We start from the raw sequence: 13,599 nt of genomic DNA, 5'->3' as shown, positions 1-13,599 counted from the left end.
TCCTTGCTTCTGAGAGAAATCTCGCCAGACGAGCCCATCATCACTCATATAAACCGGCAAATATGCCTGCGATACTGAGCCGATGAATGATCAAACGCAAGCTCTTACGGCAGATCCTGCCCCCGGCAACCCCACCCTGGCCAGGCTGACGGAAAAATTGCCGCCGCATGTCTGGTTCGCCGTCAGCGCCGTCTTCCACTATCTCGGGCCGGCTTTCGCCGTGCTGCTTTTCCCGCATGTCGGCGTGCTCGGCATGGCGTGGCTGCGCATCGCCACGGCAGCACTCATCTTCGCACCCCTGACCCGTCCATGGCGAAGCTTCGCCCGCGCCGATCGCTCGACAAGGCTGCTGTTGCTGGCCTTCGGCGCCTGTCTGGCGGTGATGAACTGTTCGTTCTACCTGGCGCTCGACCGCCTGCCGATCTCGCTGGTGGCGGCGATCGAATTCGTCGGCACCATCGGCGTCGCGGCGATCGGCCTCAGGAGCCCGCGCAATCTTGCCGCCCTTGTCGTCGCCGTCGCTGGCACCTTGCTGCTCATCGACGTCAGATGGTCCGACAATCCCATCGGGCTGTGCTGGGCCTTCCTCAACGGCGCGCTGTTTGTCGGCTACATCGTGCTCGGCCACCGCGTCGCCGCGTCAGGCGTAGGCGCCGGCATCGCCGGCCTGGGTGCCGCCATGGCGATCGCCTTCATCGTCGTGCTGCCGATCGGCCTCACCGATGCGCTGCCGGCCTTTTTCTCACTGCCGCTGCTGTTCGCCGCCATCGGCGTCGGCATCTGCTCCTCTGTCATTCCCTGCATCTGCGACCAGCTCGCCATGTCGCGGCTGCCACGCGCCAGCTTCGCGCTGATGCTGTCGCTGCTGCCCGTCACCGCGACGCTGATCGGCGTCGTCGTGCTGCGCCAGATGCCAAGTTTTACCGATTGCCTCGGCATTGCGCTGGTGGTCGCCGGCGTCGCCTTCCACAAGCCGGCGAACACGGATTAGACGAACGCCCTATGCCAGTTTCTGCTTGAGGAAGGCGATCGTTCTGCCCCAGGCCAGGTCGGCCGCCTTCTTGTCGTAGCGCGCTGCCGACGTGTCGTTGTTGAAGGCATGGTTGGCGCCTTCATAGACATAGACCGTGTATTCGACATGCGCCGCGTCGAGTTCCTTCTTGAAGGCGTCGATGCCGGCATTGATGCGCTCGTCCAGTCCGCCATAGTGCAACAGCAAGGCCGCCTTGATCTTGGATACATCGGCGGCCTTCGGTTGCATGCCGTAATAGGCAACGCCGGCACTGAGATCGGGCGCGTTGATGGCCAGCATGTTGACCGTGCCGCCACCCCAGCAGAAGCCGATGGCGCCGACCTTGCCGTTGCCGTCCTTGTCGCTCTTGAGGAAAGCGACGGTCGCGACACCGTTGGCGATGGTCTGCGCCGGATCGAGCTTGGCGAACATGTCGCGCGCCTTGTCTTCATCGGTTGGCGTTCCGCCGAGCGGCGACAGAAAATCCGGCGCCAGCGCCACGAACCCCTCCAGCGCCACGCGTCGCGTCACATCGCGGATATGCGGGTTGAGCCCCCTGTTCTCATGCACGACGATCACCGTGCCGAGCTTGCCCGCCTTGTCCACCGGCTTGACCAGGTAGCCCTTCATTTCGCCGCTGCTGCCGGGATAGCTGATGTCCTCGCCCTTCACCCGCGGATCGTTGTCGGCGACAACAGCCGCTTGCGCCGAATTTGCCGCCAGAAGCGGCGCGATCGCGGCCGCCGCCGCACCCGATCCGGCAAGCCGGGTCAACTGCTCCATGAACCGGCGGCGATCGAGCGTCAGATGCGTGTATTCGTCATAGGCGTCGATCATCGCCTGGGTGATGGCGGGCTTGGCGTCGGGTTTCGTCATGGATAGGTCCTCTGCTTCGGGCTTTAATTCCCAGCTACATAGGGACCAAGCCGGCATGATCCAGTCGAGCACTCATCGCGGCCGCCGATTGCCTCAGGGCGCAGGGCGCCGGCCGCGCCCGAGCAGTAAAGCCGGCGCCATGCGCGGCCGTGTCATCACTTTTTGGTCATTGGCGATAAATCCTGCTGGCGCTGCCACAATCGTGAGGGAAGGTGGCTATCGCCCAGTATCTTGGCCGTGTGCCCACACGTCAGACCCAGAAGGAAGCGATGACCATGACCATGCCTTCCCCGATCCTCGCCAGCGCGCTCGTCCTTTCGGCGAGTGCCGCTTTGGCCCTGTGCTCGATGGTTCTGAACGCAGGCAGACGATCGTTGATCAGGGTCCGCACTGAGCGGAACCGCAACACGAAAACCCAGGGCTGAGTGACGCCATGAACGTCCAGGACATCGTCAACACCGTTTCGCAGAAGGCGGACCTCGACCAGGCGACGACGGAGAAAGTCGTCGGCACCATCTTCTCGGTGCTCGAACACGAGGCGGAAGGCACCAGCGCCTCGGCGTTCTTCGCCAGGATCCCCGGCGCCGACGACCTCGCCCATCAATATGACGTCATGGCTGCCGCTCCGGCCGGCGGCGGCGGTTTTTTGTCGTCGTTGCAGGGCGCGCTTGGCGGCGTTCTCGGCGAGAAGGCCGGCGCGCTGATCAACGGCGTCGCCGCGCTCAAGGCATCCGGGCTCGACATGGCGCAGATCCAGAAGGCCGGCGCGACGCTGATCCAGCAGGCCGAAGCCGCCGCCGGCCCCGACCTGACCAACAAGGTGCTCGGCTCGGTGCCCAGCCTGAAGGGCCATCTGGGGATTGGCTGATCGACAATCGGGCCGATCGGAAGATTTGCCGCCCCTCATCGCCCAGTCGGGCACTTTTCCCCGTCACTATGCGGGGAAAAGATACCGGCACAGATGATGGGCGGCGCGACCTCTGAGAGATCGCGCGCCCTGCGCCCCTACTTCGGCAGCGCGTAGGCGATCACATAGTCCCCGGGCTTGGTGCCGACCGAACCGTGGCCGCCGGCGACGATGACCACGAACTGGCGGCCGTCGGCCACCGTATAGGTCATCGGCGTCGATTGCCCGCCGGCCGGCAGCCGCGCCTGCCACAGCTGCTTGCCCGATGTCAGGTCGTAGGCGCGCAGATAGTCGTCGACCGCCGCCCCCAGGAAGGCGACGCCGCCAGCGGTGATCATCGGCCCGCCAATGCCCGGCACCCCGACCTTCAGCGGCAGCGGCAGCGGCGTCATATCGTAGACGGTGCCGTTGCGATGCATGTAGGCGATCTTGCCGGTCCTGAGATCGGCGCCGGCGACATAGCCCCAGGGCGGCGCCTGGCAAGGAATGCCGAGCGGCGACAGGAACGGTCCCATCACCACCGCATAGGGCGCGCCCTCGTTGCGGTTCAGCCCCTGCTCGCTGCCGCGCCCTTCGTCCGGTGGCGGCACCTGATCGCGCGGAATGAGCTCCGACTTGAACGCCAGATAGGTCGGCATGCCGAACAGCACCTGCCGGACCGGGTCGACGGCGACGCCACCCCAGTTGAAGGTGCCGAAGTTGCCGGGGTAGATCAGCGAGCCCTGGACGGAAGGCGGCGTATAGCGACCCTCATAGCGCAGGCCCTGGAATTCGATCCGGCAGGCCAACTGGTCGAACATGGTTAGGCCCCACATGTCGGCACCGGTGAGCGGCTTCGGCATGAAGGTAAGGTCGGAGACCGGCTGCGTTGGCGATGTGTGGTCACCTTCGATCGCGCCGCCGGGCGCCGGCACTTCGTTGACCGCAATGACCGGCTCGCCGGTGCGGCGGTCGAGCACATAGAGGTCGCCCTGCTTGGTCGGCCCGACCAGCGCCGGCACCACCGTGCCGTCGGGTTTGGTGATGTCGATCAGGCTCGGCTGCGCCGGCACGTCCATGTCCCAGAGATCGTGGTGCACGGTCTGCCGCACCCAGCGCACCTGCCCGGTGTTGAGGTCGAGCGCGGTGATCGACGACGAGAACTTCTCGACATTGGCGCTGCGCCCGGCGCCGAGCTGGTCCGGCGTCTGGTTGCCGAGCGGCACGTAGAGCAGGCCGAGCTTCTCGTCGGCGCTCGGCGTCGACCACATGTTGGGCGAGTTGGCGGTATAGGTCTGGCCGGCCGGCAGCGGCGTTATCTGGTCCGGATTGCCGGAATCCCAGTTCCACACCAGCGCGCCGGTGGCAGCGTCGTAGGCGCGGATGACGCCGGATGGCTCCTGCGTCGAATAATTGTCGTTGACCGCGCCGCCGACGATGATCTTGCCGGCTGAGATCAGCGGGGCCGAGGTCGAGTAATAATAGCCCGACTTCGGATAGGGCATGTTGGTCAGAAGGTTCAGCGTGCCGCCCTCGGCGAAAGCCGGGCAGATCTGCCCGTTGGCGGCATCGAGCGCGATCAGCCGCGCATCCGAGGTCGGCAGATAGACGCGGGTCGCACAGGGCTGCCCGGCGGCGCCGGCGGCATCGGCGTAATAGGCCACGCCGCGGCAGGTCTGGTGCTGGCGGTCCTTGTCGAGCTTGACCTTGGGATCGAAGCGCCATTTCTCCTTTCCGCTCGCGGCATCGATGGCGATGGCGAAATTATGCGGCGTGCAGATGTAGAGTGTGTCGCCGATCTTCAGCGGCGTCACCTGATAGGTGGTCTCGCCGACATCGTCGGGACCCTTCACATCGCCGGTCTGGTAGGTCCAGGCAGGCTGCAGCTTGGCGACATTGTCCGGTGTGATCTGGTCGAGCGGCGAATAGCGCTGGCCGAACTGCGTGCGGCCGTAATAGTGCCATTCGCCGGCCGGCACATCATTGCCGAGATTGGCGTTGGCGACCACCTTGTCGGTGCCGAGTTCGCCGGCAATATCCTTCGGATCCGAAGTCATCGAATAACCGGCGACGGCCAATGATGCCAGCACGGCAAGGATCAGCGGCGCGCGCCCGTCAGGGCCGACGAGACCCCGCCTCGCCCACGGCGTCAGCAGCCAAAAAGCGAGAAGCACGATGATGCCGCCGCGAGGCCCGAGTTCCCACCAGTCGAAGCCGGTTTCCCAGACCGCCCAGGCCAACGTGCCGAGCACGATCACCGCGTAGAGCCACAAAGCAGTCGACCTGCGCCGGTAAAGCAGCCAGGCGGCGATCAGGAAGGCAAGGCCGGCAACGACATAGTACCAGCTGCCGCCCAGCATCGCCAGGCGGATGCCGCCGCCGCCGAGTGCCAGGCCGATGAGGAAAAGAATGAGGGAGGTGATGGTGACAGCCAAGATGATACTCCTTCGACTGTTGCGCTTTGCGGCGCTGCCATGGCAACCCGGCATTGCGTCGCTGCCCGAAGCACAACTTTCTCCCGACGGTCCCGCCTGTCAAGCATGGGCCTCAAGCGCAGGCGGTAATGGTCCATCGCCATTGGGATAACATCGACCGCACTGGGAGCGTGGGCAGCAATCGGGCACTTTAGCGGAACAAAACGTAGACAGTTCTGGTCTTTCCCCACCGAATCACTACATTCGGGGCGATGTCCGGCTTTTCCGAAGACATGCCCTTTTTCGACGAACCCAATGCGCGGCCCACGGCCCCGTCGGGCATCGCCGCGCGCGCCATGGCTGCCCGCAGCGGACACAACAACGCACCCGACTATCTGAAGGGCCTCAACCCGGAGCAGCGGCTGGCGGTGGAAACCACCGAAGGCCCGGTTCTGGTGCTGGCCGGAGCCGGCACCGGCAAGACCCGCGTGCTCACCACCCGCATCGCTCACATCCTCGCCACCGGCAAGGCGTTCCCGTCGCAGATCCTCGCGGTGACCTTCACCAACAAGGCCGCGCGCGAGATGAAGATCCGCATCGGCGTCCTGATCGGCGAAGGCAACGTCGAGGGCATGCCATGGCTCGGCACCTTCCACTCGATTGGCGTGAAGCTGCTTCGCAGACATGCCGAACTCGCCGGTTTGCGCTCCGACTTCACCATCCTCGACACCGACGACGTCGTGCGGCTGATCAAGCAGCTGATCCAGGCCGAAGGTCTGGACGACAAGCGCTGGCCGGCCAAGCAGTTCGCCCAGATGATCGACGGCTGGAAGAACAAGGGACAAGGCCCGTCCGACATCACCGAGGGCGACGCCCGCGCCTTCGCCAACGGCAAGGGCCGCGAACTCTACAAGGCCTATCAGGAGCGGCTGAAGACGCTGAACGCCTGCGATTTCGGCGACCTGCTGTGCCACCCGATCCGCATCTTCCGCGCCAATCCGGACGTGCTCAAGGAATACCACAAGCGCTTCAAATACATCCTCGTCGACGAGTACCAGGACACCAACACCGCCCAGTACATGTGGCTGCGCCTCCTGGCGCAGCGGCCTCAAGGCAAGCCGATCTCCCCCCTTGAGGGGGAGATGTCCGGCAGGACAGAGGGGGGCGCCTCGCGCCGACAGGCTGGAGGGACAGCGCCCCCCTCTGTCGCCTCCGGCGACATCTCCCCCTCTAGGGGGGAGATTGGGCGCTCTTCGGCCGAAACCCGCGCCACCGTAAACATCTGCTGCGTCGGCGACGACGATCAGTCGATCTATGGCTGGCGCGGTGCCGAGATCGACAACATCCTGCGCTTCGACAAGGATTTTCCCGGCGCCACCATCATCCGGCTGGAGCGCAACTACCGCTCGACCGCGCACATCCTTGGCGCGGCCTCCCACCTCATCGCCCACAATGAGGGCCGCTTCGGCAAGACGCTGTTCACCGACCGGAACGATCCGGAGGACGGCAAGGTGCATGTCCACGCCGCCTGGGATTCCGAGGAAGAAGCGCGCGCCGTCGGCGATACCATCGAGACCTACCAGCGGCAAAAGCACAATCTCAACGACATGGCGATCCTGGTCCGCGCGTCCTTCCAGATGCGCGAATTCGAGGACCGTTTCGTCACACTCGGCCTCAACTACCGCGTCATCGGCGGCCCGCGCTTCTACGAGCGCATGGAAATCCGCGATGCGCTGGCCTTCTTCCGTGTCGTCGCCCAAGGCGCCGACGACCTCGCCTTCGAGCGCATCGTCAATGTGCCGAAGCGCGGCCTTGGCGAAGCCACCATCCGCCAGATCCACGACACCGCGCGTGCGCTGCGCATCCCGATGCTGGAGGCCGCCGCCAAGCTGGCCGAAAGCGACGAGTTGAAGCCGAAGCCGCGCGCTGCCTTGCGCGAGGTGTCGGCCAATTTCGAGCGCTGGCAAAAGGCGCTGGAAACCACGCCGCACACCGAGCTCGCCGAGACCATCTTGGAAGAGAGCGGCTACACCGACATGTGGAAAAACGACCGCTCGGTCGAAGCCCCCGGCCGGCTGGAGAATTTGAAAGAGCTGATCCGTTCGATGGAGGAGTACGAATCGCTGCGCTCCTTCCTTGAGCATGTCGCACTCGTCATGGACGCCGAGCAGAATGCCGGGCTCGACGCCGTCTCGATCATGACGCTGCATTCGGCCAAGGGCCTCGAATTCGAGACCGTCTTCCTGCCCGGCTGGGAGGAAGGCCTGTTCCCGCACCAGCGTGCGCTGGATGAAGGCGGCCGCTCCGGGCTGGAGGAAGAGCGCCGCCTTGCCTATGTCGGCCTGACTCGTGCCAAGAAGAACCTGCATCTTTGGTTCGTCTCCAACCGCCGCATCCACGGCCTGTGGCAGTCGACCATCCCGTCACGCTTCCTCGACGAACTGCCGGAAGCCCATGTCGAAGTCGCCGAAAGCGGTAACTCCTATGGCGGCTACGGCAATTCCTATGGCGGCGGTTCTTTTGCCTCCGGTCGCGGCGGCCAGGGCGCGGGACGGCAAAACCCCTATGGCGCCTCGCGCTTCGACAATGTCGGCGCCGATACCGAAAAATCCGGCGCCTTCTCCAACACCTATGCAACGCCGGGCTGGCAGCGCGCGCAGGCCAACCGCACCGAGGCGACCGACCGCAACTGGGGCTCGCGCTCCGGCCACCAGGTCGAGCGCATCGGCTATGGCGAGACGGACAGCGGCTACGGCGCCGGCCGCACCTCGGTCAAGGGCCGCACCATCGATGGCGAACTGGTCGCCAAATCCGTCGCCGACAAGCCATCGCCCTTCAACGTCGGCGACCGCGTCTTCCACCAGAAATTCGGCAACGGCAACATCTCGGCCATCGAAGGCAACAAATTGACCATCGACTTCGACAAGGCCGGCCAGAAACGCGTTCTGGACGGGTTTGTCGCGGCGGTGTGAAGATGGCGTTTTCCCGCGGACAGCTCCCACCTTCGTCATCCACGGGCGGAGCAGGAGCGAAGCGACGTCGCGGAGACCCGAGGATCCATGCCGTGACCTTGGCCGTGGAGTGCAGCGGAGCAGAATTCTGCACCGTAGTGACGCGTTGAAGTTGCGGCATGGATCCTCGGGTCTGCGCTGCGTCGCTACGCTCCTTGCTTCGCCCGTGGATGACGAAAACGATGAGCGCCGGCGCCAATCGTCAAGGCATGCGATCCTCCAACGAAACCCTCACCGATACCGCGCCTGGTTCCACTTATGACCGAGCAGCGACAGGATGATGATTAGGCCGTTGAAGAACTGCACGTAGAAGCCGCTCAATCCTGCCGCCACGACGCCGGTCTGGATGAAGGACACGGTGACAGCGCCGATGGCGCCTCCGACCACGGTGCCGATGCCGCCCCAGGTCGGCGTGCCGCCGACGAACACCGAGGCCAGCACCGGCAGCAGATAGCCATCACCGGCGGTCGGCCACCAGGTGAAGTTGATCATCACCGAGAAGGTGCCGGCGATCGCGGCCCCGATGCCGACGAAGACAAACACTTTCACCCGCACGCGCTTGACGTCGATGCCCATCTGCTGGGCGCTGTCGGGATTGTCACCGACCACCCTCACCTGCGCGCCGAAGCGGTGGCGGTTGTAGAGCATCGCCGACAGCACGACGAAGCCGATGGCCCAGAAGATCTGCACCGGAATGCCCAGGAGCTGGCTGGAGAAGATCGTATAGGCCCAGCTGTCGCTGAGGCTGGTCAGCGCCATCGACTTGCCTTCGTTGATGATCTGGATCAGGCCTCGCAGCAGGAAATTCATGCCGAGCGTCGCGATCAGCGACGACAGCCCGCCATAGACCACCAGCGACCCGACCAGGAAGCCGAGCAGCATGCCGGTGACGAGTGCGGCGGCGATGCCGAGGAACGGATTGTAGCCGGCCTGCACGACCAGCGCGAAGACCCATGAGGCAAAACCCATCGTCGCCGGAAACGACAGGTCGATCTCACCGCAGGTGACGACGAAGACCAGCGGCACCACCACGAACAGCGCAACGGGGAGCGTGGTCAGCACCGAGCGGTAGAGATACCAGGTGGTGAAGACGGTCGGGTTGGCGATCATGAACACCGTCATCATGACGATGAACACGGCGAGCGTGCCGAGCGCGGCACGGTTGTCGAGGATGAAGCCGCGCATCCAGTGATCGGAAGGGTGTTTCCACTCTTTCTGGGCACTGGGGCGGGCAATGCCGGCGGACGGCTCGTGCAGATCTGGCTCCATGGTCTTGCTCATCGTGCTCTCTGCTCCGCGTCGCCGGCATCGTGCAGTCCGGCCAATCCGCCGGGATGCGCGACCTCTTCCATGAAGTTGATGAGATCTTCGGCCGACTTGACCTCGCTGCGGTCGGTCGTCAGTGCGACCTTGCCGCGATCCAGCACGACGAAGCGATCGGCGATGTCGAAGACATGATGGATGTTGTGGCCGATGAACAGGATCGAGCGGCCGCTCGCCCGCACCTGGCGCACGAAATGGAACACCTTGGCGGTTTCGGTCAGCGACAGCGCCGTCGTCGGCTCGTCGAGGACGATCAGCTCGGCCTGCTTGTAGATGGCGCGGGCGATCGCCACGCCCTGGCGTTCGCCGCCCGAAAGCTGGCCGACGATCGACTGCGGCGTGAACACTTTCGAGGTGAAGCCGATCTCGCGCATCAGCCGGCTCGCTTCCTCGATCTCCTTGTTGACCCTGAGAAAGCCCATGAAGCCGGTCAGTTCGCGGCCCATGAAGATGTTGCGAACGATGGTCTGCTGCACGGCCAGCGCCCGGTCCTGGAACACCGTCTCGATGCCGGCCTCGCGCGAACGCGCCGCACTCCACCCGGTCACCGGCTTGCCGCGCACGAGGATTTCGCCGCTGGTCGGCTTGACCACGCCGGAGAGGATCTTGATCAGCGTCGACTTGCCGGCGCCATTGTCGCCGAGCAGGCCGACGACCTCGCCGCGGTCGACGCTGAGATTGACCCCGCCCAGCGCATAGACCTGGCCATAGGACTTGCTGATGTCGCGCAGTTCGATGAGGCGTTCTGCCATCGGATCCTCGCTTGATTGTCTGTTGCCGGCTTCGTCGCCAGCGGTCCCGCCGGCCGGGGCCTGAGATCCCGGCCGGCGGCTTGGGAGGTCAGCGCAGCGCCTGCTTGGCGAGCTCAGCGACGATCTCGTAATTTTCGGGCGTGACGAAACCGGCGCCGGTGTCGACATTCATCGGCGCCAGCCCCAGAACAACCTGCTGGCAGAGGCTGAGGATCGGCAGATAGCCCTGCAGGAACGGCTGCTGGTCGGCGGTCAATTGCACCCAGCCGCCCTTGAAGCCCTCGACGATCTGCGGGCTGGTGTCGAAGCCGAAATTGAATATCTCGCCCGCCTTGCGTCCGGCCGCCTGCATGTAGGTCGATACATTGCCGAGCATCTGCCCGCCGGGATAGCCGACCGCCTTGACGTCGGGATTGTTGAGCAGCGCCGCGGTAATCACCGGAATGGCCAGATTGGGATCGGACGCCCATTCGCCGCTCGGCGGAGAGGACAACTGGATGACCTCGACGCCAGCGTCCTTGAGCGCCGCCACCGTGCCGCGCTCGCGCGCGCCGCGGCTTTCGTTTTCGAACGGACCGATCATGATCGCCTTGTCGCCGGCCTTCAGCTTGCCCAGCTTGAACGCCTCGGCGCCGAGCGCGCGGCCCTGCTGCTCCTGCTGGGCGCCGACATAGCCGCCGCCGAATGCTTCCACCACCTTCGGCACCGGCACGTTCTGGTACATCATCTTGATGCCGTCCTTGTGCGCCTGTTCGGCCAGCGGCATGATCGACGCGTCGCCCGGGTGGCCCATCATGGCGATGCCGTTGGGCTTGACCGCGACGGCCTCACGCAGTTGCTGCACCATCTTTTCGATGTCCCACTGGGAGAAGATGTAGTCGACCTTCGGCCCGAGATCGGCCTCTGCCTGCTTGGCGCCATTGTAGACGATGGTGCCGAAAGCGTCGCCCTCGGCGCCGCCGACGAAGAAGCGGATGTGGACGTCCTTGCACCATTTGGCGTCGAGCGCCCGCGCGGGCAAGGTGGAGATCGCAGCGGCAAGCATCGTGGCGGCGGCCACGACGGTCGAGCGCAGAACTGTCCTTCTCATCGTCATGCTCATGCACTTATCCTCCCTTTTTGTCCTCGCAAGCGAGGAGTTCGACATTCGCTTCGGCAATGTGCGTTGCAGACATCCCGGCCGGCTCCTCCCGCCGGCCGATCCTCACATCGGGTTCGGCAGGTAGGTGGCCCCTCCTCTGCATTGCTTCAGATATTCCAGCGCCCGCACCTGGCCGGTGATCTCGAGATCGCCGCGATAGACCGGGTCGTGCCAGCCCTCGATGTCGATGGCGCCCTTGTAGCCGGCCAGCCGCAACTCGCTGATCACCCGCGTCCAGTCGCTGTCGCCAAAACCCGGCGTGCGCATCTGCACGAAGGGCAGTCGGCCGAACACGCCATGCTCGCGGATCACGTCCCAACGCACCGTCGCGTCCTTGCCGTGGACGTGGAAGATGCGCGGCGCCCATTTGCGGATCTGCGGCATCGGGTCGATCAGATAGACGAGTTGATGGCAGGGCTCCCATTCCAGCCCGAGATTGTCATCGGGCACTTCGTTGAATATCAGCTCCCAGGCGTCCGGATTGTGGGCGATGTTCCAGTCGCCGGCGGCCCAGTTGCCGTCCATGGCGCAGTTCTCGAACGCGATGCGGACGCCCTTGTCGGCGGCGCGTTTGGCCAGCGGTCCCCAGACCTTCTTGAAGCGCGGCAGGCTGTCCGGCAGAGGTTTGCCGCGCAGGCGGCCGGTGAAGCCGCTGACCATCGAGGTGCCGAACAGATGCGCGTTGTCGATCACGGTCTCCCAGGCCTTGAGCACGCCGCGATCGACCTCGCCGTCTTCCAGCGGATTGCCGAACACGCCGAGCGAGGACACGGTGACGTCGGCATCGCCGATCGCCTCGCGGATCTGGCCGGCGAGAAGCGCCAGGTCCTTGCCGCCAAGCGTCTGCCAGAAGAAGGGTTGGATGCTCTCGAAGCCGAGCGGCAGGATCTGTTTGACGTAAGCCGCCGGGTCGTCGAGATTGGCCCGCACCATGGTGCCGATCCGGATGTCGAGAAGCGGGTTCGGCGTCATTGTGCGTCCTCTGCGATTGTCACGCGGCGGCCGGTCTCGGCGCTTTCGATGGCGCCAAAAACCATGGCCAGGCTCTTGATGTTGTCGGCGCCGCGCGTTTCCGGCTCGGTGCCGGTCTGGATGGCGTGCACGAAATCCTGGAGAATGCCGAGATGGCCGCCGACGCGATCGGACGCATCGAGCGGCGGCACCGCGATCGGCTGGGTTTTGTCGAACATTCCGTCGCGGCCCGGCATCACTGCTTCTGCCCTCAGCTCGTCATTGCCGTCCCAGAGCAGGCTGCCGCGCTCGGCGACGATGCGCCATGTACTTTCCCAACTGGTGCGGAAGCCGGCGGCGCACCAGCTCCCGGCATAGGTGAAGACCTTGCCGCGGCCGAGATCGAAGACGGCGCTGGCCGACGATCCCTGCCGGTACCAGGAATTGGCCGGCTCCCATTCCTGGCAATAGACGCCGGCCGGCTCGCCGGCGACCATATAGCGGGCGGCGTCGAATGTGTGGATCGCCATGTCGAGCAACAGCACATGCGCCATCTCCTCGCGAAAGCCGCCGAAATGCGGTGCGACGAAAAAGTCGGCGTGGATGCTGGTAGGCGTGCCAATGGCGCCGGAGTCCAGGAACCTGCGGATGCGCCTGACATTGGCGACATAGCGGCGGTTCTGCACGACCGCATGGATGCGCCCGGCGCGGTGCGCGGCCTCGACGATGGCGCGCGCATTTTCCCGACTGTCGGCGAGCGGCTTTTCCGTCAGCAGATGGCAATTGTGGGCAAAGGCGGAAAAAGCGACTTCGCGCCGTGCAGCTGGAACCACCACGTCGAACACTGCTTGCGGTTTGGTCTGGTCGAGCACGGCGTCGAGATTGCTGCCGATGACGGCATTGGTGAGGTCGTATTCGCGCGCCCTCGCCCGTGCCCTGTCGGCATCGAGATCCACTAGGCCGATAAGGGTGAGCCCGTGGATCTGCCTGATGGCATCGAGCCAGGCCTTGCTCATCGCTCCGCAGCCGACCAGGACGACATCGATCATCCAGCGCTCCTCCTCCGCTCGGTCCCTCCAGACCGATCGTCACGGCATCCACGGCAGGACCGTAAACGTTTTTCCGTAAACGTTTACGAGAACACACCCGAAGGCGTAGAATGTCAATCGGCCCTTGGCGAAATTCGTCTTACCGCCTTGGCCTGAGCGGCTACCGGTGCTAGCCAAGCAAGGG

10 protein-coding genes are annotated in these 13,599 nt (G+C 64.8%); 3 read left to right on the top strand and 7 right to left on the bottom strand.

The annotated features are described in order from the left end of the window. Nucleotides 1-82: 82 nt before the first annotated feature. Complete coding sequence (locus tag NP503_RS04595) at nt 83-991, top strand: DMT family transporter (protein ID WP_127272567.1); 909 nt, start codon at nt 83-85, stop codon at nt 989-991. A gap of 9 nt (nt 992-1,000) precedes the next feature. Here the strand turns inward: NP503_RS04595 and NP503_RS04590 are convergent, their stop codons facing one another. Next, complete coding sequence (locus NP503_RS04590) at nt 1,001-1,888, bottom strand: dienelactone hydrolase family protein (protein ID WP_127272568.1); 888 nt, start codon at nt 1,886-1,888, stop codon at nt 1,001-1,003. Nucleotides 1,889-2,321: 433 nt separating this feature from the next. Between NP503_RS04590 and NP503_RS04585 the strand changes: the two genes are divergently transcribed. Beyond that, the gene (locus NP503_RS04585) at nt 2,322-2,756 is read left to right on the top strand and encodes a hypothetical protein (protein WP_127271113.1); all 435 of its coding nucleotides are present in this window, start codon (nt 2,322-2,324) and stop codon (nt 2,754-2,756) included. 137 nt (nt 2,757-2,893) lie between these two features. On the opposite strand, the gene NP503_RS04580 is transcribed toward NP503_RS04585, so the two are convergent. After that, nucleotides 2,894-5,209, bottom strand: a complete 2,316-nt coding sequence (locus NP503_RS04580) for a glucose/quinate/shikimate family membrane-bound PQQ-dependent dehydrogenase (protein ID WP_127273330.1) — start codon at nt 5,207-5,209, stop codon at nt 2,894-2,896. 251 nt (nt 5,210-5,460) lie between these two features. On the opposite strand from NP503_RS04580, the gene NP503_RS04575 reads away from it, so the two are divergent. Next, on the top strand, nt 5,461-8,160 hold the full coding sequence (locus tag NP503_RS04575; protein ID WP_127276953.1) for an ATP-dependent helicase: 2,700 nt from the start codon (nt 5,461-5,463) through the stop codon (nt 8,158-8,160). A 270-nt stretch (nt 8,161-8,430) separates the two neighbouring features. Here NP503_RS04575 and NP503_RS04570 read toward each other — a convergent pair whose 3' ends face one another. From NP503_RS04570 to NP503_RS04550, 5 genes are all read right to left on the bottom strand, one after another. After that, nucleotides 8,431-9,480, bottom strand: coding sequence for an ABC transporter permease (locus NP503_RS04570; RefSeq protein ID WP_127269008.1), 1,050 nt, complete (start codon nt 9,478-9,480; stop codon nt 8,431-8,433). Continuing rightward, complete coding sequence (locus NP503_RS04565; RefSeq protein WP_013530993.1) at nt 9,477-10,274, bottom strand: ATP-binding cassette domain-containing protein; 798 nt, start codon at nt 10,272-10,274, stop codon at nt 9,477-9,479. The genes NP503_RS04570 and NP503_RS04565 overlap by 4 nt, the downstream gene beginning before the upstream one ends. An 88-nt stretch (nt 10,275-10,362) precedes the next feature. Further along, nucleotides 10,363-11,376: a substrate-binding domain-containing protein gene (locus NP503_RS04560; RefSeq protein ID WP_127269007.1), complete on the bottom strand. Its 1,014-nt coding sequence runs from the start codon at nt 11,374-11,376 to the stop codon at nt 10,363-10,365. Nucleotides 11,377-11,478: 102 nt separating this feature from the next. Further along, nucleotides 11,479-12,387, bottom strand: coding sequence for a sugar phosphate isomerase/epimerase (locus NP503_RS04555; RefSeq protein ID WP_127269006.1), 909 nt, complete (start codon nt 12,385-12,387; stop codon nt 11,479-11,481). Continuing rightward, nucleotides 12,384-13,415, bottom strand: a complete 1,032-nt coding sequence (locus NP503_RS04550; RefSeq protein ID WP_127272532.1) for a Gfo/Idh/MocA family protein — start codon at nt 13,413-13,415, stop codon at nt 12,384-12,386. Before NP503_RS04550 ends, NP503_RS04555 begins: the two co-directional genes overlap by 4 nt. Between the last annotated feature and the right edge of the window lie 184 nt (nt 13,416-13,599).

Source organism: Mesorhizobium sp. SEMIA396 (assembly GCF_024518615.1).
Classification (GTDB): Bacteria; Pseudomonadota; Alphaproteobacteria; order Rhizobiales; family Rhizobiaceae; genus Mesorhizobium.
The sequence above is the reverse complement of the archived record's forward strand: the minus strand, read 5'-3'. Positions and strand labels throughout refer to the sequence as shown.

Coding starts and splice junctions, on each gene's coding strand:
- NP503_RS04595 (WP_127272567.1), top strand. CDS start 83: ATGAATGATCAAACGCAAGCTCTTACGGCAGATCCTGCCCCCGGCAAC.
- NP503_RS04570 (WP_127269008.1), bottom strand. CDS start 9,480: ATGAGCAAGACCATGGAGCCAGATCTGCACGAGCCGTCCGCCGGCATT.
- NP503_RS04585 (WP_127271113.1), top strand. CDS start 2,322: ATGAACGTCCAGGACATCGTCAACACCGTTTCGCAGAAGGCGGACCTC.
- NP503_RS04550 (WP_127272532.1), bottom strand. CDS start 13,415: ATGATCGATGTCGTCCTGGTCGGCTGCGGAGCGATGAGCAAGGCCTGG.
- NP503_RS04575 (WP_127276953.1), top strand. CDS start 5,461: ATGTCCGGCTTTTCCGAAGACATGCCCTTTTTCGACGAACCCAATGCG.
- NP503_RS04565 (WP_013530993.1), bottom strand. CDS start 10,274: ATGGCAGAACGCCTCATCGAACTGCGCGACATCAGCAAGTCCTATGGC.
- NP503_RS04560 (WP_127269007.1), bottom strand. CDS start 11,376: ATGAGCATGACGATGAGAAGGACAGTTCTGCGCTCGACCGTCGTGGCC.
- NP503_RS04590 (WP_127272568.1), bottom strand. CDS start 1,888: ATGACGAAACCCGACGCCAAGCCCGCCATCACCCAGGCGATGATCGAC.
- NP503_RS04555 (WP_127269006.1), bottom strand. CDS start 12,387: ATGACGCCGAACCCGCTTCTCGACATCCGGATCGGCACCATGGTGCGG.